The sequence below is a fragment of the Streptomyces sp. 3211.6 genome (assembly GCF_003634815.1).
Taxonomy (GTDB): domain Bacteria; phylum Actinomycetota; class Actinomycetes; order Streptomycetales; family Streptomycetaceae; genus Streptomyces; species Streptomyces katrae_A.
In genome coordinates this window covers 4,909,126-4,926,519 of sequence record NZ_RBXC01000001.1, presented here as the reverse complement: position 1 = coordinate 4,926,519, position 17,394 = coordinate 4,909,126, and the positions used below count along the sequence as shown (strand labels likewise).

General features: G+C 72.1%; 15 protein-coding genes and 1 pseudogene. 3 read left to right on the top strand and 13 right to left on the bottom strand.

Translation table 11 applies throughout. The features are described from left to right. Positions 1-20: 20 nt before the first annotated feature. The 3 genes from BX286_RS22890 to BX286_RS22880 all read left to right on the top strand — a co-directional run bounded on the left by BX286_RS22890 (position 21) and on the right by BX286_RS22880 (position 3,207). Positions 21-1,298 carry an MFS transporter gene (locus BX286_RS22890; RefSeq protein WP_100863022.1) on the top strand — a complete coding sequence of 426 codons (1,278 nt, stop codon included), beginning with the start codon at positions 21-23 and terminating at the stop codon, positions 1,296-1,298. 93 nt (positions 1,299-1,391) lie between these two features. Continuing rightward, on the top strand, positions 1,392-2,117 hold the full coding sequence (locus BX286_RS22885) for a L,D-transpeptidase family protein (RefSeq protein WP_079429429.1): 726 nt from the start codon (positions 1,392-1,394) through the stop codon (positions 2,115-2,117). 85 nt (positions 2,118-2,202) lie between these two features. Then, positions 2,203-3,207 carry a sigma-70 family RNA polymerase sigma factor gene (locus BX286_RS22880; RefSeq protein WP_079429428.1) on the top strand — a complete coding sequence of 335 codons (1,005 nt, stop codon included), beginning with the start codon at positions 2,203-2,205 and terminating at the stop codon, positions 3,205-3,207. Here BX286_RS22880 and BX286_RS22875 read toward each other — a convergent pair. From BX286_RS22875 to BX286_RS22820, 13 genes and pseudogenes are all read right to left on the bottom strand, one after another. Next, entirely contained in the window at positions 3,103-3,429 is a 327-nt protein-coding gene (locus tag BX286_RS22875; RefSeq protein WP_079431912.1) for an STAS domain-containing protein, read from the bottom strand. The genes BX286_RS22880 and BX286_RS22875 overlap by 105 nt on opposite strands. A gap of 69 nt (positions 3,430-3,498) precedes the next feature. Continuing rightward, positions 3,499-4,089 carry a Uma2 family endonuclease gene (locus BX286_RS22870; protein ID WP_100863024.1) on the bottom strand — a complete coding sequence of 197 codons (591 nt, stop codon included), beginning with the start codon at positions 4,087-4,089 and terminating at the stop codon, positions 3,499-3,501. Positions 4,090-4,183: 94 nt separating this feature from the next. Continuing rightward, positions 4,184-5,461 carry a thymidine phosphorylase gene (locus BX286_RS22865; protein ID WP_121016188.1) on the bottom strand — a complete coding sequence of 426 codons (1,278 nt, stop codon included), beginning with the start codon at positions 5,459-5,461 and terminating at the stop codon, positions 4,184-4,186. 123 nt (positions 5,462-5,584) lie between these two features. Next, positions 5,585-5,989 (bottom strand): cytidine deaminase, encoded by a 405-nt coding sequence (locus tag BX286_RS22860; protein ID WP_121016186.1) that lies wholly within the window; start codon positions 5,987-5,989, stop codon positions 5,585-5,587. Then, on the bottom strand, positions 5,986-7,251 hold the full coding sequence (locus BX286_RS22855; RefSeq protein WP_100863026.1) for an ABC transporter permease: 1,266 nt from the start codon (positions 7,249-7,251) through the stop codon (positions 5,986-5,988). The genes BX286_RS22860 and BX286_RS22855 overlap by 4 nt, the downstream gene beginning before the upstream one ends. After that, positions 7,248-8,363 (bottom strand): ABC transporter permease, encoded by a 1,116-nt coding sequence (locus BX286_RS22850; protein WP_079429423.1) that lies wholly within the window; start codon positions 8,361-8,363, stop codon positions 7,248-7,250. Before BX286_RS22850 ends, BX286_RS22855 begins: the two co-directional genes overlap by 4 nt. Next, the gene (locus BX286_RS22845; protein WP_185117196.1) at positions 8,360-10,060 is read right to left on the bottom strand and encodes an ABC transporter ATP-binding protein; all 1,701 of its coding nucleotides are present in this window, start codon (positions 10,058-10,060) and stop codon (positions 8,360-8,362) included. The genes BX286_RS22850 and BX286_RS22845 overlap by 4 nt, the downstream gene beginning before the upstream one ends. Positions 10,061-10,283: 223 nt before the next feature. Next, positions 10,284-11,351, bottom strand: a complete 1,068-nt coding sequence (locus BX286_RS22840) for a BMP family protein (RefSeq protein WP_079429421.1) — start codon at positions 11,349-11,351, stop codon at positions 10,284-10,286. A gap of 230 nt (positions 11,352-11,581) precedes the next feature. Further along, the gene (locus BX286_RS22835; RefSeq protein ID WP_079429420.1) at positions 11,582-12,826 is read right to left on the bottom strand and encodes an amidohydrolase; all 1,245 of its coding nucleotides are present in this window, start codon (positions 12,824-12,826) and stop codon (positions 11,582-11,584) included. A 137-nt stretch (positions 12,827-12,963) separates the two neighbouring features. Further along, the gene (locus BX286_RS22830) at positions 12,964-14,106 is read right to left on the bottom strand and encodes a hypothetical protein (protein WP_079429419.1); all 1,143 of its coding nucleotides are present in this window, start codon (positions 14,104-14,106) and stop codon (positions 12,964-12,966) included. Between the two features lie 55 nt (positions 14,107-14,161). Beyond that, positions 14,162-15,094, bottom strand: coding sequence for an N-acetylneuraminate synthase family protein (locus BX286_RS37520; RefSeq protein ID WP_237293344.1), 933 nt, complete (start codon positions 15,092-15,094; stop codon positions 14,162-14,164). A gap of 336 nt (positions 15,095-15,430) precedes the next feature. Then, positions 15,431-15,811 (bottom strand): annotated as a pseudogene (locus BX286_RS37515) (cytidylyltransferase domain-containing protein); the annotation flags it as partial. 125 nt (positions 15,812-15,936) lie between these two features. After that, positions 15,937-17,373 (bottom strand): DUF6716 putative glycosyltransferase, encoded by a 1,437-nt coding sequence (locus tag BX286_RS22820; RefSeq protein WP_261993496.1) that lies wholly within the window; start codon positions 17,371-17,373, stop codon positions 15,937-15,939. Positions 17,374-17,394: the final 21 nt, after the last annotated feature.

The window sequence follows — 17,394 nt, the reverse complement described above, 5'->3', positions numbered from 1 at the left end:
GGCGGGCTTACGGTCGTTGCATGCCTCCCGCTCATACCGGGGCACTCGTCATCCCGGGTGCCTCCACCGCGTCGTCCCCCGAGCCCCTCTCCCCCGGCCGCCCCGGCTACCGCCGGATGAGCCTCGCGCTCTTCGCCGCCGGACTGGCGACCTTCGCCCTCCTCTACTCCACCCAGGCCCTGCTCCCGGCGGTCTCCGCCGGCTTCGGCGTGACGGCCGGTCAGGCCAGCTGGACGGTCTCCGCGGCCACCGGGGCGCTCGCCCTGTTCGTGCTGCCGCTGAGCGCGCTGTCCGAGCGGTTCGGGCGGACCCGGATGATGACCTGCTCGATGGTGGTGGCCGTCGGCATCGGCCTGCTGGTGCCGTTCGCGCCGGGCCTGGAGTGGCTGGTGGCGCTGCGCGCGGTGCAGGGTGCGGCGATCGCCGGCATCCCCGCCTCCGCGATGGCGTACCTGGCGGAGGAGGTCCGGCCCAAGGAGCTGGTCGGGGCGATCGGCCTGTTCGTGGCCGGCAATTCCATCGGCGGCATGAGCGGCCGCATCGTCACCGGCTGGGGCGCCCAGCTGTGGGGGTGGCGGGGCGGGCTGCTGGCCGTCGGCATGATGGCGCTGGTCTGCGCGGTGGCCTTCCTGGTGCTGCTGCCCCGGGCGCGGTTCTTCCGGCCGGCCTCGCTGAACCCGCGCGCGGTGGGCCGTACGGTCGCCGGGCACCTGCGGGACCCGCTGCTGCTGCGGCTGTACGGGATCGGCGCGCTGTTCATGACGGTCTTCGGGGCGGTGTACACGGTCATCGGCTACCGGCTGGTGGAGGCGCCGTTCTCGCTGGGCCAGGGCCTGGTCGGCTCGATCTTCCTGATCTACCTGGTGGGTACGGCCTCCTCGGCGGCGGCCGGGCAGCTGGTGGCGCGGACCGGGCGGCGCGGTGCGCTGTACCTGGCGGTGACCACGACCGCGCTGGGGCTGCTGCTGTCGCTCGCCGACTCGCTGTGGCTGATCCTGCCGGGGCTGGTGCTGATCACCGCCGGGTTCTTCGCCGGGCACGCGGTGGCCTCGGCGGCGGTGAGCCGGACGGCGAAGACCGGCCGGGCGCAGGCCTCGGCGCTGTACCAGTCCGCGTACTACCTGGGCTCCAGCGCGGGCGGCACCCTGGGCGCGCTGGCGTACCACGCCTCGGGGTGGGCGGCGACGGTCGGGATCGCGCTGCTGGCGGTGCTGGGCGTCGTCTCGATCACCCTGTACGGGTCCCGCGCGGCCCGCGCCGAACGCCGGCTGCCGGCCACGGCGGCGGCCGCTCGCTGAAGTTCCGTCGGAGTCCTATCCGCCGTGCCCGCCGCGCTCTAGCGTGGTGGGCACCGGCGTCCCCAGGGTGCGGGCGCGGCAGGGGAGGGATCGATGGCGGGGATACGCGTAGGCGTGCGCGCGGGCCGGCGGGCCGCGGTGGTGTTCGGCGGGGCGCTGGCGCTGGCGGCGCCGCTGGTGGTCGCGGGGGGCGGTGCGGCGCAGGCCGCGGAAGCGGCCGCCTCGTGCAACGTGACCACGGGGCCGTACCAGCGGCAGGTGGAGCAGTTCCTCGGGCGGCCGGTGGACGGGGTGCAGTCGGCGGCCGACTGCGCCGCCATCCAGTCCTTCCAGGCCACCCACGGGATCACCCCGACGATGGGGTACGCGGGGCCGCTGACCTGGCAGACGATGAGCACCATGCTGGCGCAGCGGGCGGCCGGGAAGAACCCGAACGCCGAGGGGAAGTGCCCCACCAACCTGGGGCGGATCGCCTGCGTCGACCTGACGCGGCAGCTGAGCTGGATCCAGGACGGGGCGACGCTGAAGTACGGGCCGGTTCCGGTGCGCACGGGCAAGGCGGAGACCCCGACGCGGACCGGGCTGAAGAAGATCTACTACCGCAGCATCAACCACTGGTCGACGATCTACAACGTGGCGATGCCGTACGCGCAGTTCTTCGACGGGGGCATCGCCTTCCACTCGGTGGAGAAGAGCATGTGGAACCCGCCGGGTTCGGGCGGCTGCGTGAACATGACGACGGCCGACGCCAAGGCGTACTGGAACATGCTGACCAACGGCGAGGACGTGTTCGTGTACGGGCGCAAGCCCGGCACCTGACGTACGGCGCGGCGCTGCGGCTGCCGTTGTCAGACCCCTCGGGTAGTTTCCGGAGTGACGGACGACACCCTGGGGGACGGCAGCCATGAGCGACCTCGCGACCACCACCTCCCCGGAGCTCGACGCGGCGATGGAGCGCTACCGCGTCGAGCTGACCGGGTACTGCTACCGGATGCTCGGCTCGGCCTTCGACGCCGAGGACGCGGTGCAGGACACGTACGTCCGCGCCTGGCGGGCGTACGGGAAGTTCGAGGGCCGCTCCTCGCTGCGGTCGTGGCTGTACCGGATCGCCACGAACGTCTGCCTGGACCTGCTGAACGCGGGGAACAAGCGGGCGCGGCCGATGGACCTCACCGCCCCGCAGCACCAGGCGTCCGCCGTGCTGAACGAGCGGCCCGAGGTGACCTGGCTGGAGCCGGTGCCGGACGGGCGGGTGCTGCCGCAGACCGCCGACCCGGCCGAGATGGCGCTGGCGAAGGAGTCGGTGCGGCTGGCGTTCGTGGCGGCGCTCCAGCACCTGCCGGCGAAGCAGCGGGCGGTGCTGATCCTGCGGGAGGTGCTGGCCTGGAAGGCGGACGAGGTCGCGCAGCTGCTGGAGACGACGGTGGCCTCGGTCAACAGCGCGCTCCAGCGGGCCCGGGCGACCCTGGCGGGGCAGGCGCTGCGGCCGAGCGATCCGGCGGACCCGCTGGACGCGGACCAGGCGAAGCTGCTGGAGCAGTACCTGTCCGCCTTCGAGGCCTACGACATCACGCGGCTGACCGCCCTGCTGCACGAGGACGCGGTGCTGTCGATGCCGCCGTTCGACCTGTGGCTCCAGGGGCCGCAGGACATCGCGGCATGGCATCTGAACCAGGGCATCGGGTGCAAGGGCTCGCGCCTGATACCGACCACGGCGAACGGGCTGCCGGCGTTCGGCCAGTACCGCCCGCGCGAGGACGGCCGGCCGGGGCACGTGCCGTGGGCCCTGCAGGTGCTGGAGGTGTCAGAGGGCCGCATCGTCGGGCTGAACGCCTTCCTGGACACCGCCCGGTGGTTCCCGCTGTTCGGGCTGCCCGAGGAGCTCGACGAGGCCTACGAGGTCCAGTAGGGCCCGGAGGGCGGGGGTCGCGCCGGTGAGCCGAAGGCTGCCGCCCTGGCGGCGCGCAGTCAGCGCCATGCGCGCGAGCGCTTCGAGGGTGGGCAGGTCCGGGAGGGTGAGCAGGCTGAGGTCACATCGGACCTCTCGCACGCCCCGGCGGTAGCGGGCCACGAGTGCCTGGCACAAGGCCGGAACGTCTTCGGCTCGCAGCGTGGGCCCGGGCAGGGGCATCTCCTCGGTGATCGTCACGCAAGGGTTGACCACTGCCCGCGCCGGAACTCATCGGTAGGCCGTGACCGGCTACGGGCGGGGGAAGCTGAAGGTGTCGAGGGTGAGGTCGAACGGATCGGGGAGATGGACGGCCTCACCGAACTTGCCCGCGTGGAGGACGCGGTACTTGCCGTCGCTGGGTTCACCGTAGAGGTGGATCGTGGGGCTGCCGGTCGCGTGCGGGTCGATGAGGAGGTAAAGCGGCACGCCGGCGGCGGCATAGCCCTTCAGTTTGGCGACGCGGTCGTTGACGGCATTGGACCTGGAGGTGATCTCCACCGCGAGCTCGGCCGCGGCCGCAGGAACGAAATTCTCCCCGTTCGGGACCTCTGACCTCGGCAGGATCACGAGGTCCGGGATGTAGAGGCCGCTGCGGCTCGGGACAGCCAGGTTGAGGGTCTGGAAGACCTCCCAGTCTTCGGGGATCACGGTGTACAGGCGGCGCTGTACCGCTACCGCGATCAGGTTGTGGTCGTTGACGGGTGGTGGTGCCACGGTGACGATCCCCTCGATGATCTCCACCTTGCAGCCCTTCGGCACGTCCATCCCCTCCCAGAGGCGGACCACCGAGTCCCAGTCGTCACCGCTCGGGGGCTGGTGCTCGACTGCGAGTGCGCTCATGGTGTGCTCCTATCGGTTCGGCACCGATCCCAGCATGCCGAACGGGACCGGCAGGGGTCCACCGGTCCCGTTCACCCGAAAGGGAAGCCGCAGGTCAGGCGATGCGGTCCAGGACGATCGGCGTGGCGGTGAACTCCGTGCCGGCCGGGGCGACGTCGTAGCTGCCCTGCAGCGAGGCCAGGGCGTAGTCGAACTTCTCCGGGGTGTCCGTGTGCAGGGTCATCAGCGGCTGGCCGGCGGTGACGGTGTCGCCGGGCTTGGCGTGCAGCTCGATGCCCGCGCCCGCCTGCACCGGGTCCTCCTTGCGGGCGCGCCCCGCGCCCAGGCGCCAGGCGCCCACGCCGACCGCGTACGCGTCGAGGCGGGTCAGGACGCCCGACGCGGACGCGGTGACCACGTGCTGCTCGCGGGCGACCGGCAGGGCCGCGTCCGGGTCGCCGCCCTGGGCGGAGATCATCCGGCGCCACACGTCCATGGCGGAGCCGTCGGCGAGGGCCTTCGCCGGGTCGGCGTCCTTGATGCCGGCGGCCGTGAGCATCTCCTGGGCGAGGGCGATGGTCAGCTCGACCACGTCGGCGGGGCCGCCGCCGGCCAGGACCTCGACGGACTCGCGGACCTCCAGGGCGTTGCCGGCGGTGAGGCCGAGCGGGGTCGACATGTCGGTGAGCAGGGCGATCGTCTTGACGCCGCTGTCGGTGCCCAGGGCCACCATCGTGGAGGCGAGCTCGCGGGCGTCCTCGATGTTCTTCATGAAGGCGCCGGAGCCGACCTTGACGTCCAGGACGAGGGAGCCGGTGCCCTCGGCGATCTTCTTCGACATGATCGAGGAGGCGATCAGGGGGATGGCCTCGACGGTGCCCGTCACGTCGCGCAGGGCGTAGAGCTTCTTGTCGGCGGGGGCCAGGCCGTCGCCGGCCGCGCAGATGACGGCGCCGGTGGTGTCGAGGACGTTCAGCATCTCCTCGTTGGAGAGCAGCGCGCGCCAGCCGGGGATGGACTCCAGCTTGTCGAGGGTGCCACCGGTGTGGCCGAGGCCGCGGCCCGACAGCTGCGGGACGGCCGCGCCGCAGGCGGCGACGAGCGGGGCGAGCGGGAGGGTGATCTTGTCGCCGACGCCGCCGGTGGAGTGCTTGTCGGCGGTCGGGCGGGAGAGGGAGTCGAAGTTCATCCGCTCGCCGGAGGCGATCATCGCGGCGGTCCAGCGGGCGATCTCGGCCCGGTTCATGCCGTTGAGGAGGATGGCCATGGCGAGCGCGGACATCTGCTCGTCGGCGACGATCCCGCGGGTGTAGGCGTCGATGACCCAGTCGATCTGCTCGGGGCTCAGCTCACCGCGGTCCCGCTTGGTCCGGATGACGGAGATGACGTCCATGAGGTGACTTCCTTCTACGCGCATAGAGATGAGGGGAGGGAGGTTCAAGGATTTCCAGGCGGGGGTCGAGCCCGGCTCGAAGACGGCCGACGGCCCTCCGCCCGGCTGGGCGGAGGGCCGTCGTCACGGCTGTCTGAGGTGGTCGGGCCCGAAGGCCTGCGGCAGCATCGCGCTCAGCGGGAGGATCCCGTCCGGTGTCTCCACCAGCAGCTCCGGGCCGCCGAACTCGTAGAGCAGCTGGCGGCAGCGGCCGCACGGGACGAGGATCTCGCCCTTGCCGTCCACGCACGTGAAGTGGGTGAGGCGGCCGCCTCCGGTGGCCTGGAGGGAGGAGACCAGGCCGCACTCGGCGCACAGGCCGAGTCCGTAGCTGGCGTTCTCGACGTTGCAGCCGGTGACCACGCGGCCGTCGTCGACCAGGGCGGCCACCCCGACCGGGAAGCCCGAGTACGGGGCGTAGGCGCGGGTCATCGCGGACCGCGCGGCCGTCCGCAGGGCTTCCCAGTCCACCGCCGGAGCCGGGGTCACTTGCCCTGGCCCTTGCGGTACGGCATGCCGTCCGCCTTGGGCATGCGCAGGCGCTGCGCGGACAGGGCAAGCACCAGCAGGGTGGTGACGTACGGGGCGGCGTCCACGAACTGGCTGGGCACCTGGTCGGTGAGCGCGTACCAGACGAAGAGCCCGGCGGCGCAGAGCGCGGCGATGCCGGCCTGGAGGTACTTCTTCTTGTACAGCTGCCAGGCGACGGCGAGCACGAGCAGGATCGCGATGAGCAGGAGCATCGCGTGCACGTTCTCGGCGCCGCCGCGCAGGCGGAGGCTGTAGGTGAAGCCGAAGAGGCCCGAGCCGAGGGCCATGCCGCCCGGCATCCAGTTGCCGAAGATCATCGCGGCGAGACCGATGTAGCCGCGGCCGCCGGTCTGGCCCTCCTGGTAGATGCCGGTGGAGACGATCGCGAGGAACGCGCCGCCGAGGCCGGCCATCGCACCGGAGACGATCACGGCGATGTACTTGTACTTGTAGACGTTGACGCCGAGGGATTCGGCGGCGACCGGGTTCTCACCGCAGGAGCGCAGGCGCAGACCGAACGCGGTCCGCCACAGCACCCACCAGGTCAGCGGGACCAGCAGCACGGCGACGACGGTCAGCAGCGAGAGGTTGGTGACCAGACCGCCGAGGGCGCCGGCGGCGTCGGAGATCAGGAACCAGTGCTTGCCCTGGAGCGTCGCCAGTCCGTCGGAGAGCCCTGGAACGGTGATCTCGGTGATCGGGTCGATGCGCGGGGACTGCTTGGAGGAGCCGCCCGGGGTCTTGTCGAAGGTGAAGTTCGACAGGTACTGGGTGAAGCCGACGGCCAGGATGTTGATCGCCACACCGGAGACGATGTGGTTCACGTTGAACGTCACGGTGATGATCGCGTGCAGCAGGCCGCCGAGGGCGCCGCCGACGATGCCGAGGACGACACCGGTCCACGGACCCCACTGGTAGCCGGCCCAGGCGCCGAACCAGGTGCCGAGGATCATCATGCCTTCGAGGCCGATGTTGACCACGCCCGCGCGCTCGGCCCACAGGCCGCCGAGGCCCGCGAGGGCGATCGGCACGGCGAGCTGGAGGGCGCCGGAGAACTGGCCGACGGAGGTCAGGTCGTTGGCCCCGGAGATCAGGCGGACCACGGAGACCAGCGCGAGGCCGGCCGCGATGATCAGCAGGATCCAGGGCAGGGTGAGCTTGCGGCGGCCGCCGCCCTTCTTGGGCGCGGCGCTCGTCGCGGAAACGGTGCTGGTGCTCACGCCGCGACCTCCTTGTTGTCGGTCTTGAGGGCATGGCCGGCGGCCAGCTCTTCGCCGACCTTCTGCTGCTGGCGGCGGATGCCGTAGCGGCGGACGAGCTCGTAGCTGACGACGACGGCGATCACGATCAGGCCCTGCATGATCGTGCCGATCTCCTTGGCGTAGCCCTCGGTGTCGAGACCGGCGGACGCCTTGTCGATGAAGGCGATCAGGAAGGCCGAGAAGAAGATGCCGATCGGGTTGTTGCGCCCGAGCAGAGCGACGGTGATGCCGGTGAAGCCGACACCCAGGGGGAAGGACAGGTTGTACGTGTGCGACTCGCCGAGCAGCAGCGGCATACCGGTCAGACCCGCGACCGCGCCCGAGATGAGCATGGCGGTCATGATCATCTTCTTGGGCTCGACGCCGGAGGCCTGCGCGGCGGACTCGCTGGCGCCGGAGGCGCGCAGGTCGAAGCCGAAGCGGGTCCGGTTGAGGACGAACCAGTAGACGACGCCGAGCGCGAAGGCGACGAAGGTGAAGCCGTAGATGTCGCCGCCGGGCAGGGAGACGGCCGGGAACCAGCCGGACTCCGGGATGTCACCGGTGGTGAGGTCGTTCGAGCCGGCCGGCTGCACGCCGAGGTTCTTCGGCAGGATCAGCCAGGCGATCAGCGAGGTCGCGATGGCGTTGAGCATGATCGTGGAGACGACCTCGCTCACGCCGCGGCGGGCCTTGAGGATGCCCGCGATACCGGACCAGAAGGCGCCGGTCGCCATGGCGATGACCACGATCAGCAGGATGTGCAGCGGGGCGGGCAGCGAGACCGCCGCGCCGACCACGGCGGAGAGCATCGCCGCGAGGCGGTACTGGCCGTCCACGCCGATGTTGAAGAGGTTCATCCGGAAGCCGACGGCCACGGCCAGGGCTGCCAGGAAGTAGATGCCGGCCTGGTTGATGATCAGGACCTGGATGTCCTCGTAACCCGCCTGCTCGATCATGATCCGCAGCGGGTCGATCGGGTCCACGCCCGAGGCGGCCAGCACGATCATGGTCAGCACCAGGGCGCTGACCAGTGCGAGCACCGGTCCGGCGGCTGCCAGGAGCAGCCGGTCCTTGTCGAATTTCTTCATCGGGCCTCGTCCTCCGTGGTGTCGCCGTCGACCCCGGCGGAGTGGTCGTCATGGGCTTCGAGGTGCCCGCTGGCGGCGCCGGTCATGGCGGTGCCGAGCTCCTCGGGGGTGATCGTCGCCGGGTCGGCGTCGGCGACCAGACGGCCGCGGTAGATGACCCGGAGGGTGTCGGACAGGCCGATCAGCTCGTCCAGGTCGGCCGAGATCAGGAGCACGGCCAGGCCCTCGTGGCGGGCCTCGCGGATGGCGTCCCAGATCTGCGCCTGCGCGCCGACGTCCACACCGCGGGTGGGGTGGGCGGCGATCAGGAACTTCGGGTTGTGGCTCATCTCGCGGCCGACGATCAGCTTCTGCTGGTTGCCGCCGGAAAGGGAGGCCGCGGTGACCTCGATGCCGGGGGTGCGGACGTCGTACTCGCGCACGATCCGCTCGGTGTCCTTGCGGGCGGCCTTCGGGTCGAGGATGCCGCCCTTGGAGTTGGGCTTCTCGGTGACGTGGCCCAGGATGCGGTTCTCCCAGAGGGGGGACTCCAGCAGCAGGCCGTGCCGGTGGCGGTCCTCGGGGATGTAGCCGATGCCGCCCTCGCGGCGCTTGCGGACCGGCATCCTGGTGATGTCGGCGCCATCGAGGGTGATGACGCCCGCGTCGGGGGTGATCATGCCCATGAGGGCCTCGATCAGCTCCGTCTGGCCGTTGCCCTCGACGCCGGCGATGCCGAGGATCTCGCCCTTGTGGATGGTGAAGCCGATCCCGTCGAGCAGGAGGCGGCCGGCGACCGGGGCCTCGCGCAGGTCGGTGTCGGAGTCGCCCAGGGCGGGCGCGGAGGTCTCGGGGGCGGTAACGGTGCCGGACTCGGCGACCGTCAGGCCCTCGACCGTGAGCATCGGGGTCGTGGTCACCGTGGACTCGCGGGTCTCCGGCGAGGGCAGCTCGGTGCCGACCATGAGCTCGGCGAGCTGCTTGGTGGTGGCCGTCTTCGGGTCGGCGGTGCCGACCGTGGTGCCGCGGCGGATGACGGTGATGTCGTCGGCGACCTTCAGCACCTCGCCCAGCTTGTGCGAGATGAAGATGACCGTCAGGCCCTCGGCCTTGAGCTCGCGCAGGTTGTCGAAGAGCGCGTCCACTTCCTGCGGCACGAGCACGGCGGTGGGCTCGTCGAGGATGAGGGTCTTGGCGCCGCGGTAGAGGACCTTGAGGATCTCCACGCGCTGGCGGTCGGCGACACCGAGGTCCTCGACCAGGGCGTCAGGACGCACGCCGAGGCCGTAGGCGTCCGAGATCTCCATGATCTTCTTGCGGGCCTTGCCGCCGATGCCGTAGAGCTTCTCGCCGCCGAGGACGACGTTCTCCAGCACGGTGAGGTTGTCGGCCAGCATGAAGTGCTGGTGGACCATGCCGATGCCGCGGGCGATGGCCTCGCCCGGGTTGTTGAAGGAGACCTGCTCCCCGTCGACGGCGATGGTGCCCTCGTCCGGCTTCTGCATGCCGTAGAGGATCTTCATCAGGGTCGACTTGCCGGCCCCGTTCTCACCGATGAGGGCGTGGACCGTGCCCTTGCGGACGGAGATGGCGATGTCCTTGTTGGCGACGACGCCGGGGAAACGCTTGGTGATGCCGTGCAGTTCTACGGCGAGAGGGGGGCTGGACGCGTTGATGACGCACTCTCCTTGGCGCGGAAGGAGCTGGAAATAAGCCAAGTTGGCAGGAGGACAGGGCGGGATCGGCCGGGCGGGGGGCGGGAGGAGGACGGTATCGCGTCCACGGTGCCTCTACGCGCGTAGCACTGTCGGAAGTGAAAACTTGCGGCCAACTGGCCACAAGTCCGCACGGACCGGGGGCGAAGACGTGGCTCGGGGTCCGGGAGCGGGTTGACCGCTTCCGGACCCCGGAGACCACGACTCACGCGTCAGATCAAGGGCCTTACGGCGCGGTCTTGACGGTGATCTTCTTGGCGATGATGTCGGCCTTGGCCTTGTCCACCGCGGCGGTGAGGTCGGTCATCGCCTTGTACTGCGGGTTGGAGTCGGCCAGGGCGACACCGTTCTTGTCCAGGCCGTAGCGGACCTCGCCGGACTCCGGCTTGCCGTCCTTGACCGACTTGATCAGGTCGAAGACGGCGAGGGAGACGTCCTTGGTGACCGAGGTCAGGATGTGGTCCTTGTACTTCGCCAGACCGGGCTGGTTGTACTGGTCCGAGTCGACACCGATGGCCCACTTGCCCGCGGTGGAGGCGGCCTCGATGGCGCCCGAGCCCGCGAGGCCGGCGGCGGCGTAGATCACGTCGGCGCCACCGTCGAGCTGGCCCTTGGCGGCGGCCTTGCCGAGGTCGGGCTTGGCGAAGCCCGAGAAGTCCGGCGGCTGGGTCAGGTAGGCCGACAGCACCTTGGCGTTCGGGTTGGTGTCCTTGACGCCCTGCTCGAAGCCCGCCTGGAACTTCTTGATCAGCGGGACCTCGACACCGCCGATGAAGCCGACCGTGCCGGTCTTCGACGCCTTGGCGGCGGCGACGCCGGCCAGGTAGGAGCCCTGCTCCTCGTTGAAGACCAGGTTGGCGATGTTCGGGCCGGTCTTCGAGGTGTCGTCGATGATGCCGAACGTGGTGTTCGGGAACTTTTTCGCGACCTTCTCGATGGCCGGGGCGTAGGAGAAGCCGACGCCGATGACCGGGTTGTTGCCCTTGCGCGCCAGCTCGGTGAGGCGCTGGACCTTGTCGGCCTCGCTCTCGCCCTCGGTCGGCTCCGCCTCGGCGGTCTTGATCTTGAGTTCCTTCTCGGCCTTCTCCAGGCCCGCGTAGGCGGCGTCGTTGAACGACTGGTCGCCACGGCCACCGACGTCGTACGCGATGGCGGCGCTGGCGGCCTTCGAGCCCGAGGACGAGGAGGACGAGGACGAGGCGTCCGAGGACTTCTTTCCGCCACAGGCGGTGGCCGAGAGGGCCAGCGCCGCGGACGCGATGCCCACGGTGGCGATCCTGGTGATCCGGCGCAAGGGGAGGCTCCTTCAAAACCTGACCGAAGCGCCACGACCGGCGCTGGTTTCGCGGCGATCGTAACGCGCGTAGATGTCAGTTAAAGGCCCGTTCATGAGTCGTTATCGGATCGTCGTGAACCGGACAGTGACCGATTGGTAACCGCGGGGACGTCCAGCCCTTGTGTACCAAGGGCTGGACAGGATCGACAGAGGACCTGCGGATGCTGTACGGAGATTTACTTGATTTTTTACGTGGAGGGCCTTGTACGGCGCCCGTCGAGCAGTGCCGCGGCCGTGAAGAACTCCACGCCGACCTCGATCGCGGACTCGTCGACGTCGAAGTCGCCCCGGTGCAGGTCCCGCTTGGCGGTGTCACCGGGCTTGCGGACGCCGAGGCGGGCCATGGCGCCGGGGACGTGCTCCAGGTACCAGGAGAAGTCCTCGCCGCCGAGGCTCTGCTCGGTGTCCTCCACCGATTCGACGCCGCGCCGGGCCGCCATGGACTCCCGCAGCAGCTCGGTGACCACCGGGTCGTTCACCACGGGGGGCACCCCGCGCACGTGGTTGATCTCGAACTTGGCCCCGTGCATCGTCGCGACCTCGTCGATGGCCGCGTGGATCATGTCCGGGGCCTCGTACCAGGCGTTCAGGTCCAGGCAGCGGATCGTGCCGGAGAGCTCGGCGTGCATCGGGATCACGTTGCACGCGTGCCCGGCCTCGATCCGGCCCCAGGTGACGGACATGCCCGAGCGGGCGTCCATCCGGCGGGCCAGCAGGGCCGGCACGTCCACGGCGACCCGGGCGGCGGCCGTGACCATGTCGGTGGTCAGGTGCGGGCGGGCGGTGTGGCCGCCGGGGCCCGTGAGGGTGACCTCCAGCCGGTCGCAGGCCGAGGTGATCGGGCCGGAGCGCAGCCCGATCCGTCCGGCGTCCACGCGCGGGTCGCAGTGCACCGCGATGATCTGGCCGACGCCCTCCAGCACCCCGGAGTCGATCGCCTCGGTCGCCCCGCCCGGCAGCACCTCCTCGGCGGGCTGGAACAGCAGCCGCACCGGGCGCGGGAGCAGGCCCTGGCGGTCGAGCTCGGCGAGGACCAGGCCGGTGCCGAGGACGACGGAGGTGTGCACGTCGTGGCCGCAGGCGTGGGCGCGGTCCGGGACGGTGGAGCGGTACGGGACGTGCGTCTTGGCGTCGGGGATGGGCAGGGCGTCGATGTCCGCGCGCAGGGCCAGCATGGGCCGGCCCCCGTCCCAGGTGCCGACGTCACAGATGAGGCCCGTGCCGGACTTCAGCACCCGTGGTCGCAGCCCCGCCTTCTCCAGCCGCGCCTTGATCGCCGCCGTGGTGCGGAACTCCTGGTGTCCTAGTTCGGGGTGCATGTGCAAGTCGCGACGGAAGGCGATCAGTTCGGCACGCAGGTGATCCGGAAGCTTGCCGGGCAGCTCGGGCCGGTCGGGCTTGCCGGGCAGGGCGGGCAGGGACTCGCGGGACATCAACTGGTTCACCCGTTTAAGGGTAGGCGCACGGATGGGTCAACTGTCTGGAGATCACCAGAAATTCATGCCGTTAGGGGAAAGAAAAGCGGCCTCTGGACGCATGATCGGATGCGCCCGGGGGTAAACTCGCGCGCTCATCCGGCCGCGGGAGCCGCGCCGAGGGGGAGTCTGCGCACATCACGGGCGGTGTCGGTGACGCCGGCGAGGAAGCCGCGGGCCCTGGGCGAGGCGGTGGCGGTGAGCCAGGCGGGGTCGATACCGCATACGGCCACCGTCACGCCGGTGCCGGTGAGCGCGTACGGCAGCGTGTGGACGACCGTGGACGGAAAGCTGACGATCGTACGGCCGATCGGGCCCCGCCGGGCGATCAGCTCCAGCGGCAGGTCCGGCCGGACGATCTCCAGCCCGGTCGCCTCGCTCAGCGCGCGCAGCTTCTCCGGGGACTCCCGGCGGTGCGCGAAGTAGCGGGTCACGCCGTGCTCCCGGGCGAGGGCCCGTACGGCGTCCAGATAGCGGAACGGGTCCACCACCCCGGTCTCCACCAGGGAGGTACCGACCAGGTCGGTGCCCTTGGTCAGGCGGGGCGGGCCGAAGCGGGCCCGGGTCCAGGCGAAGTCGTTGACCCGCAGCCGGGCGCCGGGCGGCGGGGGGAGCGGCATCGAGGTGAAGAGCTCGACGTCGTGCCCGTCGCGCGGGGTCAGCCGGCGCCGCGCGGCGGCCGACACGGGGGCGTAGGCGAGCTCCCGCGCCCGGGACGCGGCCCCGCCGCCGGTGCGGTGCCAGCGGCGCAGCCGCTCGCCGCGGCCGAGCTGCGCGACGAACTCCATGGTGGCGGTGCCGTCGTCCACGACGACCAGCTCGCGGGGCCGGGCGGGGACCAGCAGCAGCTGGAGGAAGCGCGAGAAGGGGTCGCCGATGACGATCCGCTCCGCCCGGCGCACGGCGGGGGCCAGGGCGGCCAGGGCTCCCACCGGGGATCCGGAGCCGCCGCGGGCCTCCTGCCAGTGCACGGTGTGGCCCTCGCCCCGGGCGAGCCCGGCGACGCGGCGCAGCTGCCCCCGCGACATGGGGTCGGTCGGGGGTACGACGACGATCCGCAGCTCGCCGGCCGCCTCGCCCGGGCCGGGGCGGCTCCGGTCGCCGGCGGGGCCGGGCTGGCGGGGGACGGCGGTCAGCAGGGGGCCGCCGTCCCCGCGCCGGGCGTGGGCCCACTCCAGCACGTTGAGGAGCTGGACCGGGCTCTCCACGAGGGCGAGGGTGGGGGCTGAGGGGTGCACGACGTACTCCGCTCTGGGGGAGGAGGGGCGGGGAAGGTCGGGAACGGCCGGTCGGTCAGGAGGCGGCGGGGGCGGGGGCGGGGGCCGGGAGGGTGCCCTGGACGCGGCGGAGCTTCTTCATGGGGGCGAGCTCGGAGTCGTAGACCTTCTTGACGCCGTCGCCGAGGGCGGTCTCGATGGTGCGGATGTCGCGCACGAGGCGGGCGAGGCCGCCGGGCTCGACGGAGGCAGCCTGGTCGGAGCCCCACATCGCGCGGTCGAGGGTGATGTGCCGCTCGACGAAGACGGCGCCGAGGGCGACGGCGGCCAGGGTGGTCTGGAGGCCGGTCTCGTGGCCGGAGTAGCCGACGGGGACGTTCGGGTACTCCTCCTGGAGGGTGTTGATCACCCGCAGGTTGAGCTCCTCGGCCTTGGCCGGGTAGGTCGAAGTGGCGTGGCAGAGCAGGATGTTGTCGCTGCCGAGGACCTCGACGGCGTGCCGGATCTGCTTCGGGGTGGACATGCCGGTGGAGAGGACGACCGTGCGGCCCGTGGCGCGCAGGGCGCGCAGCAGTTCGTCGTCGGTGAGGCAGGCGGAGGCCACCTTGTGGGCGGGGAGGTCGAACTTCTCCAGGAAGGCGACGGCCTCGGTGTCCCAGGGGGAGGCGAACCAGGCGATGCCGCGCTTGGCGCAGTGCTCGTCGATGGCGAGGTAGTCGGCCTCGCCGAACTCGACGCGGTGGCGGTAGTCGATGTAGGTCATCCGGCCCCAGGGGGTGTCGCGTTCGACGTCCCACTGGTCGCGGGGGGTGCACAGCTCGGGGGTGCGCTTCTGGAACTTGACGGCGTCGCATCCGGCTTCGGCGGCGGCGTCGATCAGGGCGAAGGCGGTGCCGAGGTCGCCGTTGTGGTTGATGCCGATCTCGCCGACGACGTAGACGGGGCGGCCGGGGCCGGCGATGCGCGGGCCGAGGGTGCGGAGGCGGGTGTTGAGGGGGGCGACGGTCATGGCGTCGGGCGTCCTTCGCTGGGGTGTCTGGGGTGCGTGGGGTGTAGGTGCCGGGTCGAGGAGGGGGGCGAGGAGGCGGGCGCGGGCGAGGTCGTGCGGGTCGTCGACCTCCAGGACCCGCGCCGGGTCGGCGGGGACGGGCAGGACCCTGCCGAAGAAGCGGTGCCGGGCGGCGCGCAGGCCGGCCGCGGTCATGGCGTAGGCGGCGCCGGTCTCCAGAAGTTCCTCGGGGCGGTCCTGGCGGCGCGGCCGGTACGAGGGGACGTGGTTGACCCCGCTCCCGGAGCCGTCGGGCCCGCGGCGCCAGAGGAAGCCGTGGAAGGGGGCGGCGGTCAGGGCGGAGTCGGCGTCGCCGCGGGCCACGGCTGCGGCGACGGACTCGACGTCGGCGGAGGTCAGGAAGGGGCTGGTGCACTGGACGAGGAGGACCACGTCCACCGTGAGGGAGTGCAGCTCCTCGAAGGTGTCCAGGGCGTGCAGGACGGCGGACTCGCTGCTCGCGGTGTCCCCGGAGAGGGCGGCGGGGCGGGCGAGGACGTGGGCGCCGGCGGCGCGGGCCGCGGCGGCGACGGTATCGGAGTCGGTGGAGACGACCACGTCGGTGACGGTGGGCGCGGCCCGGCAGGCGCGCACGGCCCGGGCGACCAGCGGGACCCCGCCGACGCGCGCGGTGTTCTTGCCCGGGACCCCTCGGGAGCCGCCGCGGGCGGGGATCACCGCAAGGACCCGCCGCGGCGGGCGCCCCGGAGCGGGGCCCGCGGGGCCGGGGCGGGAGGCGGACGCGGCACCCGGAGCCGGTGCCGGTGCCGGGACGGGGGTTGCGGCGGGGCCGGCGGGGGCGGTCACAGCTCGCCCAGGCGGCGGATCGCGGGGGCCACGCGCTGCACCCCGTGCCGGTAGGCCCCCCGGGCGGCCTCGCGCAGCCGCCCCCGCACCCACCGCCGCGCCGCCGACTCCCGGCCCCCGCGCGGCAGGGCGCCGGGGAGGGGGGTCCCGTCGGGGGCGAGGTGCTGCCGGGCGAGGATCCCGGGCAGGTAACCGGGGGCGGTCTCCAGGGTGTAGTACGGCGCCACGGGCGGCAGCAGCTCCTCCCCGAGCAGCCGCGCGACCCGCTCCCGGGCGGCGGCGTAGGGGTCGACCGGCCCCGCGTCCGCGGGGGCCCGGTCCGCCAGGGCCCGGTGCGCCGCCGTGGGGGCGGCGGACGGGGGGCGGCGGGGGGGCGGGACGCCGTGGGTTGCCAGCCAGGTCGGGTTTGCCTGGGGGAGCAGGCCCGCGTCCAGTTGGTCCCAGGAGGCCAGGCAGCCCGAGCCGAGGAAGTGCTGGTTGCCGAGGGACTCGCGGATGCCGAGGTCGGTCAGGACGGCGGTCGGGACGCCCCGGTGAAGGGCCTCCAGGGCGGCCGTGGAGGAGACGGTGACCAGCAGGTCGGTGGTGTCCAGGACCTCGCCCATGTGGCCGTAGACCAGCCGCAGGTTCGGCGGGAGGCCGCCCGGGAGGCGTTCGGCCAGGCGCTGGTAGGGGTGCTCCTCCAGGTGGGTGGTGTGCTCCCCCGGCCGGCTGCGGAGTTTGACCAGCACCTCGCGGTCCGGGTGCAGCCGTGCGTGCCCGGCGGCCCGGCCCAGCAGGTAGGCGCGGTCGGCACGGGCCTCGGGCACGGAGGGCTGCACGGCGAAGACCACCCGGTGGGTGCGGTTCCCGGCGGGCTCGTACGGGGCCCCGTCCAGGAACGGCAGGGCGGTCTCGGTGACGGCTCCGGGGTCGGCGCCCGCCCCCGCGTAGACGGCGCGGAAGCGCTCGGCGTCATGGCGGGAGTTGGCCAGGACCAGGTCGGCGCCGTGCCGCAGCAGCAGCCCGTCGGCCAGCTTCTCGTAGACCACGCCCACGTACCCGGTGACGAACACGGGCCGGGCGGCCGGCTCCGGCCACAGGGCGCGGGCCCCGTGCAGGACGGCCTGGACGGCCCCGCCGACGAGGGCGAGGACGACCACGTCGTACCGTTCGCGCCCGAGCTCCGCCAGGAACTCCGCGCAGGTCACCTCCGCCGGCGCGGCGTCCGCCCCCACCCCCGCCTCGCCGAGCTGGCGGGCTGTGGGGGTGGCGCGGCCGCGCAGGAGGTACCCGGTGATCCGGTGGCCCGGAGGGGCGTCGGAGGGCGCGAGGCGGCGGGCCGTGAGGGCGCCCCATTTCCATCGCGTATCGGAATCGGCGAGTACGGCGATCCGCTGATCGGCCCGGCTTCTGCTGATTGGCACTGGCACCCGGCAGAAGCTATTCCGCATTTCCGGTGGTCGGCCCAACGA

Coding starts and splice junctions, on each gene's coding strand:
- BX286_RS22865 (WP_121016188.1), bottom strand. CDS start 5,461: ATGGACGTCATCTCCGTCATCCGGACCAAGCGGGACCGCGGTGAGCTG.
- BX286_RS37520 (WP_237293344.1), bottom strand. CDS start 15,094: ATGACCGTCGCCCCCCTCAACACCCGCCTCCGCACCCTCGGCCCGCGC.
- BX286_RS22890 (WP_100863022.1), top strand. CDS start 21: ATGCCTCCCGCTCATACCGGGGCACTCGTCATCCCGGGTGCCTCCACC.
- BX286_RS22870 (WP_100863024.1), bottom strand. CDS start 4,089: ATGAGCGCACTCGCAGTCGAGCACCAGCCCCCGAGCGGTGACGACTGG.
- BX286_RS22835 (WP_079429420.1), bottom strand. CDS start 12,826: ATGTCCCGCGAGTCCCTGCCCGCCCTGCCCGGCAAGCCCGACCGGCCC.
- BX286_RS22875 (WP_079431912.1), bottom strand. CDS start 3,429: ATGCCCCTGCCCGGGCCCACGCTGCGAGCCGAAGACGTTCCGGCCTTG.
- BX286_RS22880 (WP_079429428.1), top strand. CDS start 2,203: ATGAGCGACCTCGCGACCACCACCTCCCCGGAGCTCGACGCGGCGATG.
- BX286_RS22850 (WP_079429423.1), bottom strand. CDS start 8,363: ATGAAGAAATTCGACAAGGACCGGCTGCTCCTGGCAGCCGCCGGACCG.
- BX286_RS22820 (WP_261993496.1), bottom strand. CDS start 17,373: ATGCGGAATAGCTTCTGCCGGGTGCCAGTGCCAATCAGCAGAAGCCGG.
- BX286_RS22885 (WP_079429429.1), top strand. CDS start 1,392: ATGGCGGGGATACGCGTAGGCGTGCGCGCGGGCCGGCGGGCCGCGGTG.